Annotated in this window: 12 protein-coding genes; 4 read left to right on the top strand and 8 right to left on the bottom strand. The window is 64.5% G+C overall.

The annotated features are described in order from the left end of the window. Window positions 1-71: 71 nt before the first annotated feature. Window positions 72-1073, top strand: coding sequence for an LLM class flavin-dependent oxidoreductase (locus NKJ32_RS02615; RefSeq protein WP_352683056.1), 1002 nt, complete (start codon window positions 72-74; stop codon window positions 1071-1073). 156 nt (window positions 1074-1229) lie between these two features. Here NKJ32_RS02615 and NKJ32_RS02610 read toward each other — a convergent pair whose 3' ends face one another. Together NKJ32_RS02610 and NKJ32_RS02605 are read right to left on the bottom strand one after the other, a co-directional pair. After that, window positions 1230-1853, bottom strand: a complete 624-nt coding sequence (locus NKJ32_RS02610) for a L,D-transpeptidase (protein ID WP_352449453.1) — start codon at window positions 1851-1853, stop codon at window positions 1230-1232. Between the two features lie 254 nt (window positions 1854-2107). Further along, window positions 2108-3127: a LacI family DNA-binding transcriptional regulator gene (locus tag NKJ32_RS02605; protein WP_352449454.1), complete on the bottom strand. Its 1020-nt coding sequence runs from the start codon at window positions 3125-3127 to the stop codon at window positions 2108-2110. Between the two features lie 217 nt (window positions 3128-3344). On the opposite strand from NKJ32_RS02605, the gene NKJ32_RS02600 reads away from it, so the two are divergent. Genes NKJ32_RS02600 through NKJ32_RS02590 form a run of 3 tightly spaced genes read left to right on the top strand, consistent with a single transcriptional unit; the run spans window position 3345 to window position 7200 of the window. Beyond that, entirely contained in the window at window positions 3345-4928 is a 1584-nt protein-coding gene (locus NKJ32_RS02600; protein ID WP_352826759.1) for a sugar ABC transporter ATP-binding protein, read from the top strand. After that, complete coding sequence (locus NKJ32_RS02595) at window positions 4925-6238, top strand: ABC transporter permease (protein WP_352455946.1); 1314 nt, start codon at window positions 4925-4927, stop codon at window positions 6236-6238. The genes NKJ32_RS02600 and NKJ32_RS02595 overlap by 4 nt, the downstream gene beginning before the upstream one ends. After that, entirely contained in the window at window positions 6235-7200 is a 966-nt protein-coding gene (locus tag NKJ32_RS02590; RefSeq protein ID WP_254815861.1) for a substrate-binding domain-containing protein, read from the top strand. Before NKJ32_RS02595 ends, NKJ32_RS02590 begins: the two co-directional genes overlap by 4 nt. A 68-nt stretch (window positions 7201-7268) precedes the next feature. On the opposite strand, the gene NKJ32_RS02585 is transcribed toward NKJ32_RS02590, so the two are convergent. Genes NKJ32_RS02585 through NKJ32_RS02560 form a run of 6 tightly spaced genes read right to left on the bottom strand, consistent with a single transcriptional unit; the run spans window position 7269 to window position 14333 of the window. Next, window positions 7269-7730: a MarR family winged helix-turn-helix transcriptional regulator gene (locus NKJ32_RS02585; protein ID WP_352456012.1), complete on the bottom strand. Its 462-nt coding sequence runs from the start codon at window positions 7728-7730 to the stop codon at window positions 7269-7271. After that, window positions 7727-8311 carry an amino acid synthesis family protein gene (locus NKJ32_RS02580; protein ID WP_023676966.1) on the bottom strand — a complete coding sequence of 195 codons (585 nt, stop codon included), beginning with the start codon at window positions 8309-8311 and terminating at the stop codon, window positions 7727-7729. Before NKJ32_RS02580 ends, NKJ32_RS02585 begins: the two co-directional genes overlap by 4 nt. Next, window positions 8304-9179, bottom strand: coding sequence for a UPF0280 family protein (locus NKJ32_RS02575; RefSeq protein WP_352455944.1), 876 nt, complete (start codon window positions 9177-9179; stop codon window positions 8304-8306). The genes NKJ32_RS02580 and NKJ32_RS02575 overlap by 8 nt, the downstream gene beginning before the upstream one ends. After that, window positions 9176-10720, bottom strand: coding sequence for a hypothetical protein (locus NKJ32_RS02570; RefSeq protein WP_023676968.1), 1545 nt, complete (start codon window positions 10718-10720; stop codon window positions 9176-9178). The genes NKJ32_RS02575 and NKJ32_RS02570 overlap by 4 nt, the downstream gene beginning before the upstream one ends. Further along, window positions 10717-13473 carry a molybdopterin-dependent oxidoreductase gene (locus NKJ32_RS02565; protein WP_352826757.1) on the bottom strand — a complete coding sequence of 919 codons (2757 nt, stop codon included), beginning with the start codon at window positions 13471-13473 and terminating at the stop codon, window positions 10717-10719. The genes NKJ32_RS02570 and NKJ32_RS02565 overlap by 4 nt, the downstream gene beginning before the upstream one ends. Then, window positions 13473-14333 (bottom strand): FAD binding domain-containing protein, encoded by an 861-nt coding sequence (locus NKJ32_RS02560; RefSeq protein ID WP_023676970.1) that lies wholly within the window; start codon window positions 14331-14333, stop codon window positions 13473-13475. Before NKJ32_RS02560 ends, NKJ32_RS02565 begins: the two co-directional genes overlap by 1 nt. Window positions 14334-14362: the final 29 nt, after the last annotated feature.

Here is a 14362-nt window from a genome sequence, read left to right as displayed (position 1 = left end):
ATCAACATTTTGAATTTGCCGCCTCGGCAACGGCTTCCTACATCCCTTCGGCCCACAGGAAACCCGCGCCGATGACCGTTCTTTCCGTTCTCGACCTGTCGCCGATCGTCGAAGGCAGCAACGCTTCACAGTCACTCGCCAATTCGCTCGATCTCGCCCGTCATGCCGAGCGGCTGGGCTACCGGCGCTATTGGCTGGCAGAGCACCACAATATGCCGGGCATCGCCAGCGCCGCCACCTCGGTGGTCATTGCCCATGTGGCCGGCGGCACCAATACGATACGCGTCGGCGCCGGCGGCATCATGCTGCCCAATCATTCGCCGCTGGTCATCGCCGAGCAGTTCGGTACGCTCAACGCTCTGCATCCTGGTCGCATCGATCTCGGCCTCGGCCGGGCGCCCGGCACCGACATGGCCACGGCACGGGCGCTGCGCCGTAACCTCGACGCTGGCGCCGACAATTTCCCGCAGGACGTCGTCGAGCTGATGGGTTACTTGCAGCCGGCCGAAGACGGCCAACGCATCCGCGCGGTGCCCGGCGAAGGCGAAAAGGTGCCGATCTGGATTCTCGGTTCCAGCCTCTACGGCGCGCAGCTTGCCGCCATGCTCGGCCTGCCCTACGCCTTCGCTTCGCATTTTGCGCCGGCCGAGCTTGACCATGCTCTGGAGATCTACCGCTCGCGTTTCCAGCCTTCGGAGCAGCTCGACAAGCCTTATGTGATGCTCGGCCTCAACGTCTTCGCCGCTCCTTCCGATGCCGAGGCGCGGCTGTTGTTCACCTCGCTGCAGCAGGCCTTCGTCAATCTGCGCACCGGCCGGCCCGGCCGATTGCCGCCGCCGGTCGAAGGATATGAGCGCGACCTCGATCCAATGGCCAAGACCATGCTCGGCCAAGCGCTTTCCTGCGCCGTCGTCGGCTCCCCGGAAACGGTCAGGCAAGGCATCGAGGCGTTTGTGCGCCGCACAGGGGCCGACGAGCTGATGGTCACAGCGCAGATTTTCGACCATGCGGCGCGGGTGCGCTCGTTCGAGATCCTGGCCGACGCTCACAACTCGCTGTCGGAAGCTGCCTGAGAGTTGGTTCGCCACTTGCCACTGTTGCGGGCAAGGCCGGCCTTAGGCAGGGAACATCGCGAACAGGTGTGCGAAGACATAGCGAACATTTCGCGCGTTTTACGCGGAGGTTTTCGATCCGTCATGCTCGTCCGTTAGCGGGAAACGCGGCGTCCACTAAATGACGATCACCTTGGTGCCGATTGTGGCGCGGTCATAGAGATCGATGATGTCCTGGTTCATGAGGCGAATGCAGCCCGCCGACACAGCTTTGCCGATGGACCACCATTCAGGGCTACCGTGCAGGCGATATCCAGTGTCACCTTCCTCGTTAAAGAGATAGAGCGCCCGCGCCCCGAGCGGGTTCATGAGTCCGCCCTCCATATGGGCCGGTATGATGCGGCCTCGCTTCTGCTCGCGCACGATCATCGCAGACGGCGCGCTCCAATCCGGCCATTCGCGCTTCCTCGCAACGTGAGCAGTGCCATGCCACTCGAAGCCCGCCTTGCCGACGCCGATTCCGTAGCGCAGCGCCTGACCGTCTCCCAACACGTAGTAGAGGAACTTCGCTCCTGTATCGACAATGATGGTGCCCGGCGCCTCTTCAGTCGCATAAGGCACTGTCTGCCGATGGAACTTTTGGTCGACCTTGTAGATCGGAACCGGCGGAACGCGGAAACCGGCGTCGGTGAGGCCGCCATAGGCCGAGGGGAAAGTCTTTAATGCGCCGCCGGTGGTGCAGCCGAAGAATGCGACCATCCCAGCAAGTACCAGCCCGATTAGGATCGATTTCACGCGCATGACTCAAGCCGGCGCCCGTGTGGGCGATCAGCCGCATCTCGTCATATTCCTAAACCGACATGCTTCGATTGCCAAGATTTTCCTGACTGTCGGCTGGCTGATTGTTGGCCACTTGGCTCGATCGGCGCCGCGTCTTTCAATTGCTCGGTTTTCGAAAGACGAACGCCCGTAGTGGCTGCGAAGGCCCGGGGTCGGCAGGACAGAGGGAGCGCTGTCCGTCCGGCATTGCAAGGTTTCTGAACAGAGCCCAAGCGCTACGCGCTGACGCTCTGCGCAGTTGCACCTAGCGGACGGCATGAATTGCGGATCATCAAGCGTCCCTTGAGCGTCAGCTTGCGCGGCGGCGCATCCCTGTTTCCGGCGAGCCGGTCGAGCAGCAGATTGGCCGCCTGTTCGCCAATCGCCTGCACCGGCTGTGCGACCGTGGTCAATTGCGGCCGGAACACATCCGACCACGGAAAGTCGTCGAAGCAGGCGACCGAAATATCCTCCGGACAGGACAGGCCGATATCGCGAATGGCCTTCATGGTGCCGATCACCATCGGGTTGTTGGCCGAAAAGATGGCGCTCGGCCGGTCGTGCAGCGAAAGCAGCTGCATGGTGGCGTTGTAGCCGTCGACTTCATGGAAGTTGCCGAAGCGGACGAGTTCGGCCTCGGCCGGCAGGCCGGCGGCCTGGAGGGCCTCGCGGTATCCCGCCATGCGGTCATGCATCGGCGAGATATCGAACGAGCCGGAGATGTAGCCGATGCGCCGATGGCCGAGATCGATCAGGTAAGTGATGGCGTCGAACACCGCGCGCTGATTGTCGAGAACGACGGCATCGGTGTCGACACCCTGGCAAACACGGTCGAGCAGCACGACCGGCACATTGGCGTCGTCGACAATCCGTTTGAGGATCGCGCCGTCACCGACACGCGCGACGATCAGTCCGTCGACCATGCGGTCGAGCAGCAGCCTGATCTGGTCGTCCTGCGTGTTCAGGTGCTCGTCGGTGCAGCACAGCATGACGGCGTAGCCGGCCCTGTCGAAAGCCTGCTGGATGACCGAAACCACGTCGGTAAAGAACGGATTGGTGATGTGTGGGACGGTGAGCCCGATGGTGCGTGTGGTGCCCATCTTCAGGCTGCGGGCAATGGCGTTGCGCTTGTAGCCGATGTCGCGGATCGCCTGTTCGATGCGCTGGCTGAGCTCGGGGCTGACGGTCGCGGTGCCGTTGATCAGCGCCGATACGGTGGCCACGGAAACACGCGCCGCTTCGGCCACATGAAGCATGGTCGGTGCAGTGGATTTGCGCTGCTTTTTTCGTCCTGACGCTGTCATTTTCGAAACGTTTCACCACTCCGCGGCAGCAATACGTACGGAATCTTATGATTTTGCGCAAGAATTGAAATGGAACAATCTCAAGCTCCAGATATTGCCTTGACATGATCGAAACGTTTAGATTAGCGTTTAAGGCATTCGGTGACGACGGAGGGAGGCCGTCCTTGTCATGCAGCACGGCAATTCCATCCCTGCGGAAGGCGCTACGGCGGACGGCTCGGCTATCGTCCTCGGGGCCGAGCACATCTCCAAGTCCTTCGGCGGTATCGCAGCGCTCGTCGATGTCGGCTTCGAGCTGCGGCGCGGCGAAGTCCATGCGTTGATGGGCGAGAACGGCGCCGGCAAGTCGACGCTGATGAAGATACTGTCCGGCGTCTACACGGATTATAACGGAACGGTCAGTATCGATGGCCACCCGGTGCGCTTTACCGGCGTCCGCGAAGCCGAGCGCGCCGGCATCGCCATCATCCACCAGGAGCTGAACCTCGTCCCCGAACTCAGCGTCGCCGACAACATTTTTCTCGGCCGCGAGAAGCTGATCGCCGGACTGATCGTCGACCGCAAGACGAGCAGCCGCGCCGCCGGAACGCTCTTGCAAAGGCTCGGCATCGAGCTCGACCCGGATGCACGCGTCGGTGCCTTGCGCGTCGGCGAACAGCAACTGGTCGAGATCGCCAAGGCGCTGTCGATGTCGGCACGCATCCTGATCATGGACGAGCCGACCTCCGCCCTTTCGCCAGCCGAATGCCAGCGGCTGTTCCGCATCATCCGCCAGCTCGCCAATAGTGGCGTGGCGATCGTCTACATTTCGCACCGCATCGACGAGGTTATGCATCTGGCCAGCCGCGTCACCGTGTTTCGCGATGGACGCCACGTCCTGACGCAGGCGATGGACAAGCTCGACGAAGACGCCATAATTTCGGCGATGGTCGGGCGAAACCTGCTTGCTTCCTCCCAGGAGCACCGCATCCCCGGTGGCAACACGGTCCTGTCCGTAAGCAAGCTGTCGCTGTCGAAGCCCAATCGCCATGGCTGGCGCACCGTGCTCGATGGCGTCAGCTTCGATCTTGCCGCAGGAGAAATCCTCGGTATCGGCGGATTGCTGGGCTCGGGCCGTACCGAAATCCTGGAAACCATCTTCGGGTCCAGCGGCGGACGTGCCGGCGGTGAGATCAGGCTCGATGGCGAGGCAGTAGAAATCCGTTCGCCGCGCGATGCGCGCCGGCTCGGCATCGCCCTGGTCACGGAAGACCGCAAGACGCAAGGCCTGCATCTCGAGGCCTCGATCACCGACAATGTCGCGCTGCCGCTGGTCGGCGCGCTGGCGCGGTTCGGCGTGCGCTCGCTGGCCGGTGAGCAAGGGCTGGCACGGGACGCCGTCAAGGCGCTCGGCATTCGCTGCGAGACCGTCGAGCAGCCGGCCGGCACGCTGTCCGGCGGCAACCAGCAGAAGGTCGTCATCGGCAAATGGCTAGCGACGAGGCCGCGGGTGCTGCTGCTCGACGAGCCGACACGCGGCATCGATGTCGGTGCCAAGCGGGAAATCTACGATCTCATCTTCAAGCTGGCGCGAGACGGGCTGGCGATCGCCGTCATCAGCTCGGAATTGCCGGAGCTGCTGCATCTTTCCGACCGTATCCTGGTCATGGCCGACGGCCGCCAGACGGGAATCCTGTCCCGCGCGCAAGCCAGCGAGGAGGCCATCATGCGGCTTGCGGCGCCGCGACGGACGATGACGAGGCCTGCCGCATGAGCATTTTGCATATCCTGTCCCGGACGAAGCTCTATTGGGGCCTGATCGCCATCTTCCTGATCGGCGTGCTCGGCTCGCCGATCAGCTCCAAGGGCAACAACATCTTCCTGTCCTACGGCAACCTGCTCGATGTGCTGCGCCAGGTGTCGACCACCGGGCTGATTGCCACCGGCATGACTGCGGTGATCATCACCGGCGGTATCGACCTTTCCGTCGGCTCGCTGATGGCTATCTGCACGGTCGTCTGTGCCATGCTGCTGACGGTCCCCGGCGTGACGCCGGCGGTGGTGCTGGGGGTGCCGACAGTTGCCCTGGCAGCCCTTTGCCTCGGCATTCTCGTCACTCGTTTCATCCTGCTGAACATCGAAAAATCCCGCGCCGGCGCGCAGGCCACGCACGACATCAGGTTGGACAGCGTTCGCGGGCTGGTGACACCCGGCATTGTCGGGGTGATCCTGTGCAGTCTGGTGCTGTGGTTCCTGCTGCCGCAGGTGGGCTCAAAATTCGGCGTGCTCGGCGTGCTGCTGGTGGCGCCTTGCGTCGGCCTGCTGTTCGGCGCGCTCAACGGCTTCATCATCGTCGCCGGGCGGCTGCAGCCCTTCATCGTGACGCTGGCGATGATGGTCACTGCGCTCGGCATCGCCCGGCTGACAGCCGGCCAGAACAATGCGGTGCTGCCGGTCTACACCGGCTCGAATGCCACCGCCGATTTCGAAATGCTGCGCTCGCTGGTATTCGGCGTGATCCCGATGCCGGGCCTGTTCTTCCTCGGCGCCATCCTGATCTACGGCGCCGTGCTGCGCTTCACCCCGTTCGGCCGCTATGTCTATGCGATCGGCGGCAATGAGGAGGCGGCGCGGCTGTCGGGCATCGCCGCAGGCCGCGTGAAGATCGCCACCTATGCCGTGTCAGGGCTGCTGGCCGGCATCGCGGCGGTGCTCTATGTCGCGCAGTACCGGCAAGGCAAGCCGGACGCCGGCGCCGGGCTGGAGCTCGACGCGATTGCCGCCGTGGTCATCGGCGGCACCAGCCTGATGGGCGGACGCGGCAGCTTGACCGGGACATTCTGCGGCGTGCTGATCTTCGGGCTGCTCTCCAACATCCTGCAGCTGCACAACATCAATTCGAACCTTCAGCTGGTGCTGAAGGGGATGATCATCATCGGTACCGTGCTCGTGCAGGAGCGCAATGCCGGTGATCTTCTTTTCTATCTGCGCTTGCCCGGTGGGCAAGCGCACAAGGAAACGGCCGCGGCAAAGCGGCCGTCGCAAGAGACCGCGTCTCTGAATATTGGAGGAAACAAGAAATGAAACGACGTGAATTGTTGAAGCTCGCCGGGCTGACAGCGGCACTCCTGACCACGACCGCCATGCTTGCCGGCGGCGCCCATGCGCAGGACAAGAAGTGGAAGATCGGCTTCTCGCAGGTGACGACCATCGAACCCTGGCGCGCCCAGTTCAACAAGGACATCCTGGCCGAAGCGGCCAAGCATCCGGAAGTCGAGCTGATCATCACCGACGGCGAGGACAAGACCGAGAAGCAGGTCGCCGATGTCGAAAACCTTATCCGTCAGGAGGTCGATGCGCTCTTGGTATCACCGAAAGAATCCGCCGGCCTGACCGGTGTCGTGCAGCAGGCGATCGATGCCAAGATCCCGGTCTTCGTGCTCGACCGGAACGTCGAAACCAACGACTACACGCAGTTCGTCGGCGGCGACAACAAGCTTATCGGCCGGGCTGCCGGTGAATATGCCGTCGAGCTGCTTGGCGGCAAGGGCAAGGCCGCCGGCAACGTCGTCGAGATCTGGGGCGGCATGGGCACCCAGCCGGCACACGACCGCCATGACGGCTTCCATGAATTCACCGACAAGGAGCCAGGCATAAAATACCTGCTCGACCAGCAGTCGGGCGACTGGAAGCAGGACCAGGCCTACAACATCATGGCGACGGCGTTGCGCAACAACGAGAAAATCGATCTTGTCTACGGCCACAATGATCCGATGGCCTATGGCGCCTATCTTGCCGCCAAGGACGTCGGACGTGAGAAGGACATCAAGTTCATCGGCATCGACGGCCTGCCCAATGAAGGCGTGCAGCTGGTCGCCAATGGCGAGCTGACGGCGACGTTCACTTATGTGACGCCGGGCGCCGAAGGGCTGCGGCAGGCGATCAAGTTCCTGAACGGGGAGAAGGTGGAAAAGACCATCACCCTGCCGACGCAGAAGATCACCAAGGAAAATGCCGCCCAGATCCTGAAGGACAACGGCCTCTGAGACGAGGCTTTCCTGCCGGGCGTTCAGCGCCCGGCAGGAACAACAACCAAACGCCGGCAGGCAGCAGATTAAGCCAGCTTGGCCAGCAGCTTCATGAAAATGGCCGCTTCCTTGGCGGAAAGCGGCGCCAGCGTTTCCTGCGTAATCTCACGGGCAAGCGGAATCAGCCGCTCGATCGCGTCGCGCCCGTCGGCGGTCAGATTGACCAGCAGGCGCCGTTTGTCGACTTCGTGTTTGCTAAGTTCGACAAAGCCACGCGCTTTCAGCCGGTCGATGACGCCCTTCACGGTCGCCGCATCCATGGCGATCAGGCTGCCAAGCTGGTTCTGCGAGGTCTCGCCGACGTCGCGCAATTTGGCCAAAGCGGCAAATTGCGGCGGCGTCAGATCGGCGATGTGTGCGGCGAAGATCGAGACATGGCGCTGATGCGCCTTGCGCAGGATGAAGCCGACCTGCTCCTGCAAGCGATAGTCGTTTTCGTCAGGCTCCTCGGCCTCGACCAGCTTGAGCAGATTGTCCTCGGCGCTCACCGCAGCCCATCCCATGCCTTAATGTCCTTGGCCGCCAGCCCACCCATGCGGTCGTGCACGCGCGGGCCGCAGGTCATGGCGAGGCAAAACAGGATCTCGTCGGGACGGGGGCCATCGCTGATGCCGATTTCCATGGCATCGAAATGGCTGCGCACATAGGCGGCGTTGATGTGGCCGAGCGGCACATCGAGCCGCGCGCCGAAGCCGCCGACCTTCTTCGCCGAGGGCACGATCGCCTTGGCGTCGCCGAGCCGTTCGCGCATGGCATAGCCGCCCGGCACATGCCACAGCGCGCCATGCTCCAGCTCGCCCGCCATGCCGACGATGGCGCCCTTGCCGTAACCGTCGATCTGTTTGACGTCGCCGCCCAATGCGGCAATAAGCCTGTCGGAGAGCAGCAGCCCGAGCGGCTTCAAATCCTCCATGGCGCTCTGCAGTTCCTCGACGTAACGGCCGGCGAACGGGTTCTTGACCACAGCCATTGCCGCGGCACGGCGCCGCGGCACCTTCGCCACCGGCCCGCCTTCGTGAAAAATCTCTTCGGTCAGCACGGCGATCTTGCGGATCGGAAACTCAGGCATGAGCAATTTCCCTCTCTAAAACTTTATTGGCGAGCGCCATCGGACCTGCGATGCGCGCCTGACCGCCGAGGAAAAGCGCCGCGGCGGCAATCAGGCCGCGCCGCCGAAACTCCTCGGCAACGGCAAATCCGCCTTCCAGCGCAATAGCGATTTCAGCGGCGGAAAGCAGCCCCACGCCCTGCGTCACCAAACGGTCGCCGAGATCGCTGTCAGGTGCGAGATCGCGCGCCCGTACGCGCCTAACGGCCGGATGACCGGGCAGGTCGACGGCGTTGGCGATCAAGGTCGCGGCGGCATCGGCTTCAGCACCCGTTCGCGCCAGCACCGTGACCGCGTCGGCGATGCCCAGCGAAAAGGAGCGGCCGCGCCAGCCGCTTGTCGCGACACCGCGGATCCCGTCTTCGGGGCGGATCGTGAGACGATCTGCCAACCCATGACCTGTCCCGGCAATGGCAAGCGTCATCGACTGCCCGTGGCCGAGATAGATCGCGCTGTCGCCGCCATTGTTGACATAGGCGCGCTCGAGCCGGCGGCCGGCAAGCAGCGCGCCAAGCACTTCGTCGGCTACCGAGCCGGCGACGGCCGCCATCGGTGTGATGAATTGTTTCGCTAGCGGAACGACCGCCGCTTCCATGTGGCGCGCCGTCGGGCCAGCGAAAGCACGTGGCCGCGAGGCGGCCGGGCGCCGCAGTTCGGGCAACTCTTCGACCAGTTCGGGCAGGATTGTCTGGAAGCGCGCCACTGCCTGACGATATGCGGCGCTGCATTCACTCGCCTCGCCGAATGCCTCGACGATCAGGTCGATCGGCCCATGATTGAGGTGAAGCCTCCGGCCGTCCTCGAGCCAATGCGCCTGCGGGCCGTTCATCGCCCGGCCCCGTTTGCGGCCGCGCGACGCAACTGCGCCAGCGGCGGCCAGGGATTGTCACGGGGTGCGGCCGTGCCGCGGCGCGGATTGAGATATTCGCCGCCCTTGGCCAGGATATCGTCGACGCTGCGGATTTCGCCTTCGTAGCCGCCAAGCCTGACATAATCGTCGCGGCGCATGGTGAACTCGATCGGCGCCACCAGCGCCGGGGTCGGCACATAGCCGAAGGCGCCTTCCGGGACGCGGGTGACGTCGACCATCAGCGTGATGCCGCCGCCCGGCCAGACATAGACCGGCGCGCCGCCGACCGTCACATAGGTCGTCAAGCCCTGCACCGAGCGGGTCAGATTGACCGGGTTCTCGGTGACGCCGGCGCGCAGCGAGCCGCCGGCGCCGCCGACGAAAAGCACGGTGCAGAGCGCCGGCTCGCAATTGTCCTCGATCAGTTCGACCGACTTCCGCAGCCGCTCCGGGAACGGTTTCTGGACCGGCTTCAGTTCGTCGTCGAGCTCGTAATAGGCGAATTGCTCGCCGGTGGTCGAGACCATCAGCAGCGACATGCCGGGGCGCGCACCCTTTTTGGCGTTCCATTCACCAAGGATCGACAGCGGGTCGGAAATGCTGGTGCCGCCCCAGCCGAGGCCGGGCTCCGACACCTTGAAATAACGGCCCGGCGTCGAACGGCGGCCGATGATCTTGATGCCGGTATCCTGCCAGCCAAGCACCTTGCCGGCCTGATGCTCGGAGACGACGCCGGTGATGTGGTCATCGACCACCACCACCTCGTCGACAAGGCCGCGCCATTGGGTCGCGAACATGCCTATGGTAGCCGAACCGCAGCCGACGCGCATGCGCTGCTCGAGCTTGCCGTCGATGACCGGCGGCTTGCCGGCTTCGACGATGACGGTGGCGCCGCCGTCGATGACGAGTTCAACCGGTTTGCGGTTGCACAGGGCGAGCATGGCGTCGCAGGTGGCGCGCCCTTCAGCCTTCGAGCCGCCGGTCAAATGATGTACGCCGCCCAGCGACAGCATCTGCGAGCCGTATTCGCCGGTCGTGACATGGCCGATCGCCTCGCCTTGGGCACGGACCGTCGCCGTTTCGGGGCCGATATGACGGTCGGTGTCGATCTTCACCTTGACGCCGCAATAGGAGAAGATGCCCTCGGTGACGACGGTGACCAGATCGACGCCCTCGACCTCCTGGCTGACGATGAAGGGCGCCGGCTTGTAATCGGGATAGGTGGTGCCGGCGCCGATGGCGGTGACGAAGCGGCGGCCGGTGTTGACCAGTTCGCCGTCCCATGTCTCGCCTTCTTCGGCAAAGGGTACGATTGCGGCGCCGGTCTCGGCCGCGTGGTCGAGGATGGTCAGTGGATCCATCCGCACGATCCTGCCGCCAACATTGCCGTAGCGGTCGCAGGCGCCGGTGCGGCTTTCGGCGATGTAGCACATGACCGGACAGGCATCGCAGCGGATCTTCTCGGCCACCAGCTTCTCGCCGGGATCGTGTGTCTCGAAGCGTTCGGCAAGCTCGCTCATCGGCGCGCCTCCTTGTCGAGGATGGCGGCGCGAATGCGGGTCGGCGTCGCCGGAATTTTGGTGACCAGCACACCGGTGGCGTGGCGGATGGCGTTGAGGATCGCCGGCGCCGTCGGGATCAGCACATGCTCGCCCAAACCCTTGGCGCCGAAGGGTCCTTCCGGATCCGGAACTTCTATCAGGATGGTCTCGATCGGTGGCACGTCGCCGATCGTCGGGATCAGATAGTCGTGCAGGTTTTCGGTGCGGCCGGGGATATATTCTTCCATCAGCGCCATGCCGATGCCCTGGGCGATGCCACCCTCGACCTGGCCCTCTGCCAGTAAAGGGTTGATGGCCTTGCCGATATCGTGCGCGGCGGTGATTTTTATAAGCTTCACGGTGCCGAGCCTGAGGTCGACCTCCAGTTCGGCGATCTGGGCGCCATAGCCATAGACGGCATAAGGCTTGCCTTGGCCCTTGGCATCGAGCGGCAGCGTCGGCGGGTCATAGCTTTCCTCGGCACGGAAGACAAAGCCTTCGGCGTCTGCCTTCAGCGAGGAAAGATCGATGCGGCGCGTCGCTTCGCCTTCCCCGATGCTCAGACTTGTGCCGTCCAGCGCAATCGCCGCCTTTTCCGAGACATTGGCGAAACGCAAGATCTCATCGCGCAAGGCGCGGCCGGCCTTTTCGGCGGCCTTGCCGGTGACGAAGGTCTGGCGCGAGGCCGACGTCTTGCCGGCGTCGGGGGTGATCGCCGTGTCGGCGCCTTTCAGCCGCAGCTTTTCAAGCGGAAGACCCAACGCGTCGGCGCAGATCTGCGCGATGACAGTGTTCGAACCTTGCCCGATATCGACCGCCCCCTGATGCAGGACGACTTCGCCCGATGCCGAGATGCCGACCTTGATGGTCGACGGATTGGGCAGCGAGGTGTTGCCGCAACCGTACCAGCAAGAGGCGACGCCGACGCCGCGTTTTTTTTCGCCGCTGCTACGGGCGTTGAACGCGTCGGCGTCAGTTAGGGCACGCCGCCAATGTGAGCGCAGGGCCGCCAGGCAGTCGGCGATGCCGACGCCCGACTCGAGCCGCTGGCCGGTGACTGTTTCGGATCCGTTCCGAAGGCAGTTCTTCAGGCGAAAGTCGAGCCGATCCATGCCGAGCTTGTCGGCCAGGTCGTCATAGAGGGTCTCCTGCATGATCGTCGCCTGCGGCACGCCGAAACCGCGAAAGGCGCCGGCAATCGGGCCATTGGTGTGGATGGCGCGGCCTTCGGCGCGATAGTTCGGCGTCGCATAGGGGCCGGAGGCGTGCACCGGCACGCGGTTGGCGACCGTCGGCCCCCAACTGGCATAGGCGCCGGTGTTGAAATCGCCGGCGAAGACCATGCCGGTGATGCGGCCGTCGGCATCGGCGCCGATGCTCGCTCTCATCTGAGCGGGATGGCGCTTGGTGGTCGAGATCATCGATTCGGTGCGGCTGTAGGCGAGCGCCGCCGGCCGGCCGGTTTTCATGGCGACGAGGCCGATGAGCGGTTGCAGCGAGACGTCGAGCTTGGAGCCGAAGCCGCCGCCGGTGGCGGTCGGCACGATGCGCACCTGTTCCGGGGCAAGGCCGAGCACTTTTGCCGTGTCGTCACGGTCCATATAGGGCGCCTGCGTGCAGGCGACGACGACCAGCGTGTCGCCGTCCATGAAGGCATAGCCGGCTTCCGGTTCGATATAGGCGTGCTCGACATAGGAAGTGTGGATGGCGCCGGAAACGGCGAAAGCCGCACCGGCGAGCGCGGCTTCGGGGTCGCCACGCTCCACGAAGCCGGAGGTGAGCAGGTTCGAGGGCCGGTTTTCATGGACTAGTTGCGCACCGCCGGCCTGCGCTTCGCCAGTTTCCAGAAAATGCGGCAACTCGGTCCAACTGACAGGGAAATCGGCTAGGTCGAGATCGAGGATAGCCTCGCGTTCGCCGGCGACCAGCGCCACCGCCTCACCGCGAAAGCGCGAAACCCCTTCGGCCAGCGCCGGCTGGTCGGCGAAGGGCGCGATGACGCCGAAACAATTCTTTCCCGGAATGTCGGCGGCGGTGAAGACGCCGGCAATGCCAGGACGGGATTTCACCCAGCTGCCGAGATCGCCAAAAGTGAAAGCGGCATGATAATGCGGCGAGCGGACCACCAACACCGACAATGCGTCGGCCGGGAATGAATCACCGCCGAATTTTTCGCCGCCAGTGACTTTCGGAAGGCCATCGAGGCGGATCGGGGAGGAGCCGACGGCATGGCCAGAGGATGGCATGCGCTGATCGAGACCGTCGGCGTGGCGCCAAGCATCCATCACCGCGGCGACGATCTTGCGGTAGCCGGTACAGCGGCAGAGCACGCCGCCCAGTGCATCCTGCGTTTCGGCCTCGCTCGGGCAAGGCGTCCTGTCCAGGAGTGCCGTTGCCGCGACCAGCAGGCCGGGCGTGCAGGCGCCGCATTGCGCTGCGCCATGGCTGAGGAACGAAGCCTGCAGCGCCGACAACCGGCCATTGGCGAGGCCTTCGACGGTCGTCACCACGGTGCCGGAGGCGGAAGCCGCGGGCATCAGGCAGGCGCAGACCGGCTCGCCGTCGACCAGCACCGTGCAGGCGCCGCAATCGCCGGCATCGCAGCCGATCTTGGTGCCGGTCAGCCGCAGTTCGTCGCGCAACACCGCGGACAGCCGCCGCACCGGCGGCACGCAAACGCTGACGGCGGCGCCGTTGACTTCGAAGGCGATGTCGGCGCGCTCCATGTCCATCAGGCCGCCGCCCTTTCGTCGGGAACAGCGCCCATCGCACCAAGCACGGCGCGGGCGACGATCTCGCGCGCAGCGTCCAGCCGATATTCGGCGCTGCCGCGCACGTCGCCGATCGGCGACAGCTCGTCCATCGGTGCGGATTGGATCGCAGTGGCCAGCGCGTGGCCGACGGGCCGGCCGCGTAGCGCCGCCTCGACACCCGCCAGGCGCCTGGCGACAACCGAGCAGGAACCGACGGCGACGGCCGCGTTCCTGACCCTACCATCTTCGACGGCCAGGCGTGCGGCGGCCATGGCGATGGAGATGACGAGATAACGCCGCGCGCCGAGTTTCACGAAGGCGGAGCTGCCGGCGGTCGCGGGTTTGGGAATGCGGATTGCCATGACCATTTCGCCGGGCTGCAGTGCGGTGCGACGGTTGCCGAGGATGAATTCTGCAAGGGGCAGATGCCGGGTCGCCACAGCGGAACGCAGTTCGACTTCGGCATCGAGCACCAGCAGCGGCGGCACGCCGTCGGCGGCCGGCGAGGCGTTGCAGAGATTGCCGGCAATCGAGGCAACGTTCTGGATCTGCACCGAGCCGACTTCCCGCGCCGCCTGCTTCAGCGCGTCGAAAGCCGCCGGCAGAGGATGGCGGACGAGATCGGTCCAGGTGGTGCGCGCGCCGACGAGCCAATGGTTTTCGGCTTCGGCAATGCCGCGCAATGCCACCAGGCCATTGATATCGAGGACATTGTCGCGGAAAGGCTTGCTGCCCTGTGCCGGATAGAAGTCGGTGCCGCCGGCGAGGATGCGCCATTGCCCTTCGCCCAGCAAAGCGAGGGCGTCGTCGACCGTGGTGGGTTTTGCGTAACGGATCACGCTTTGCCTTCCCAGAATGGGCTTCCCGA

The organism is Mesorhizobium sp. M0159 (assembly GCF_040322295.1).
Classification (GTDB): domain Bacteria; phylum Pseudomonadota; class Alphaproteobacteria; order Rhizobiales; family Rhizobiaceae; genus Mesorhizobium.
Note: the sequence above shows the minus strand (reverse complement) of the source record. Positions and strands in the feature narration are given on the sequence as shown.

What these genes read in the sequence shown, in the direction of transcription:
- NKJ32_RS02615 (WP_352683056.1), top strand. Translation starts at nt 72, where the DNA reads ATGACCGTTCTTTCCGTTCTCGACCTGTCGCCGATCGTCGAAGGCAGC.
- NKJ32_RS02610 (WP_352449453.1), bottom strand. Translation starts at nt 1,853, where the DNA reads ATGCGCGTGAAATCGATCCTAATCGGGCTGGTACTTGCTGGGATGGTC.
- NKJ32_RS02605 (WP_352449454.1), bottom strand. Translation starts at nt 3,127, where the DNA reads ATGCTTCATGTGGCCGAAGCGGCGCGTGTTTCCGTGGCCACCGTATCG.
- NKJ32_RS02600 (WP_352826759.1), top strand. Translation starts at nt 3,345, where the DNA reads ATGCAGCACGGCAATTCCATCCCTGCGGAAGGCGCTACGGCGGACGGC.
- NKJ32_RS02595 (WP_352455946.1), top strand. Translation starts at nt 4,925, where the DNA reads ATGAGCATTTTGCATATCCTGTCCCGGACGAAGCTCTATTGGGGCCTG.
- NKJ32_RS02590 (WP_254815861.1), top strand. Translation starts at nt 6,235, where the DNA reads ATGAAACGACGTGAATTGTTGAAGCTCGCCGGGCTGACAGCGGCACTC.
- NKJ32_RS02580 (WP_023676966.1), bottom strand. Translation starts at nt 8,311, where the DNA reads ATGCCTGAGTTTCCGATCCGCAAGATCGCCGTGCTGACCGAAGAGATT.
- NKJ32_RS02575 (WP_352455944.1), bottom strand. Translation starts at nt 9,179, where the DNA reads ATGAACGGCCCGCAGGCGCATTGGCTCGAGGACGGCCGGAGGCTTCAC.
- NKJ32_RS02570 (WP_023676968.1), bottom strand. Translation starts at nt 10,720, where the DNA reads ATGAGCGAGCTTGCCGAACGCTTCGAGACACACGATCCCGGCGAGAAG.
- NKJ32_RS02565 (WP_352826757.1), bottom strand. Translation starts at nt 13,473, where the DNA reads ATGGACATGGAGCGCGCCGACATCGCCTTCGAAGTCAACGGCGCCGCC.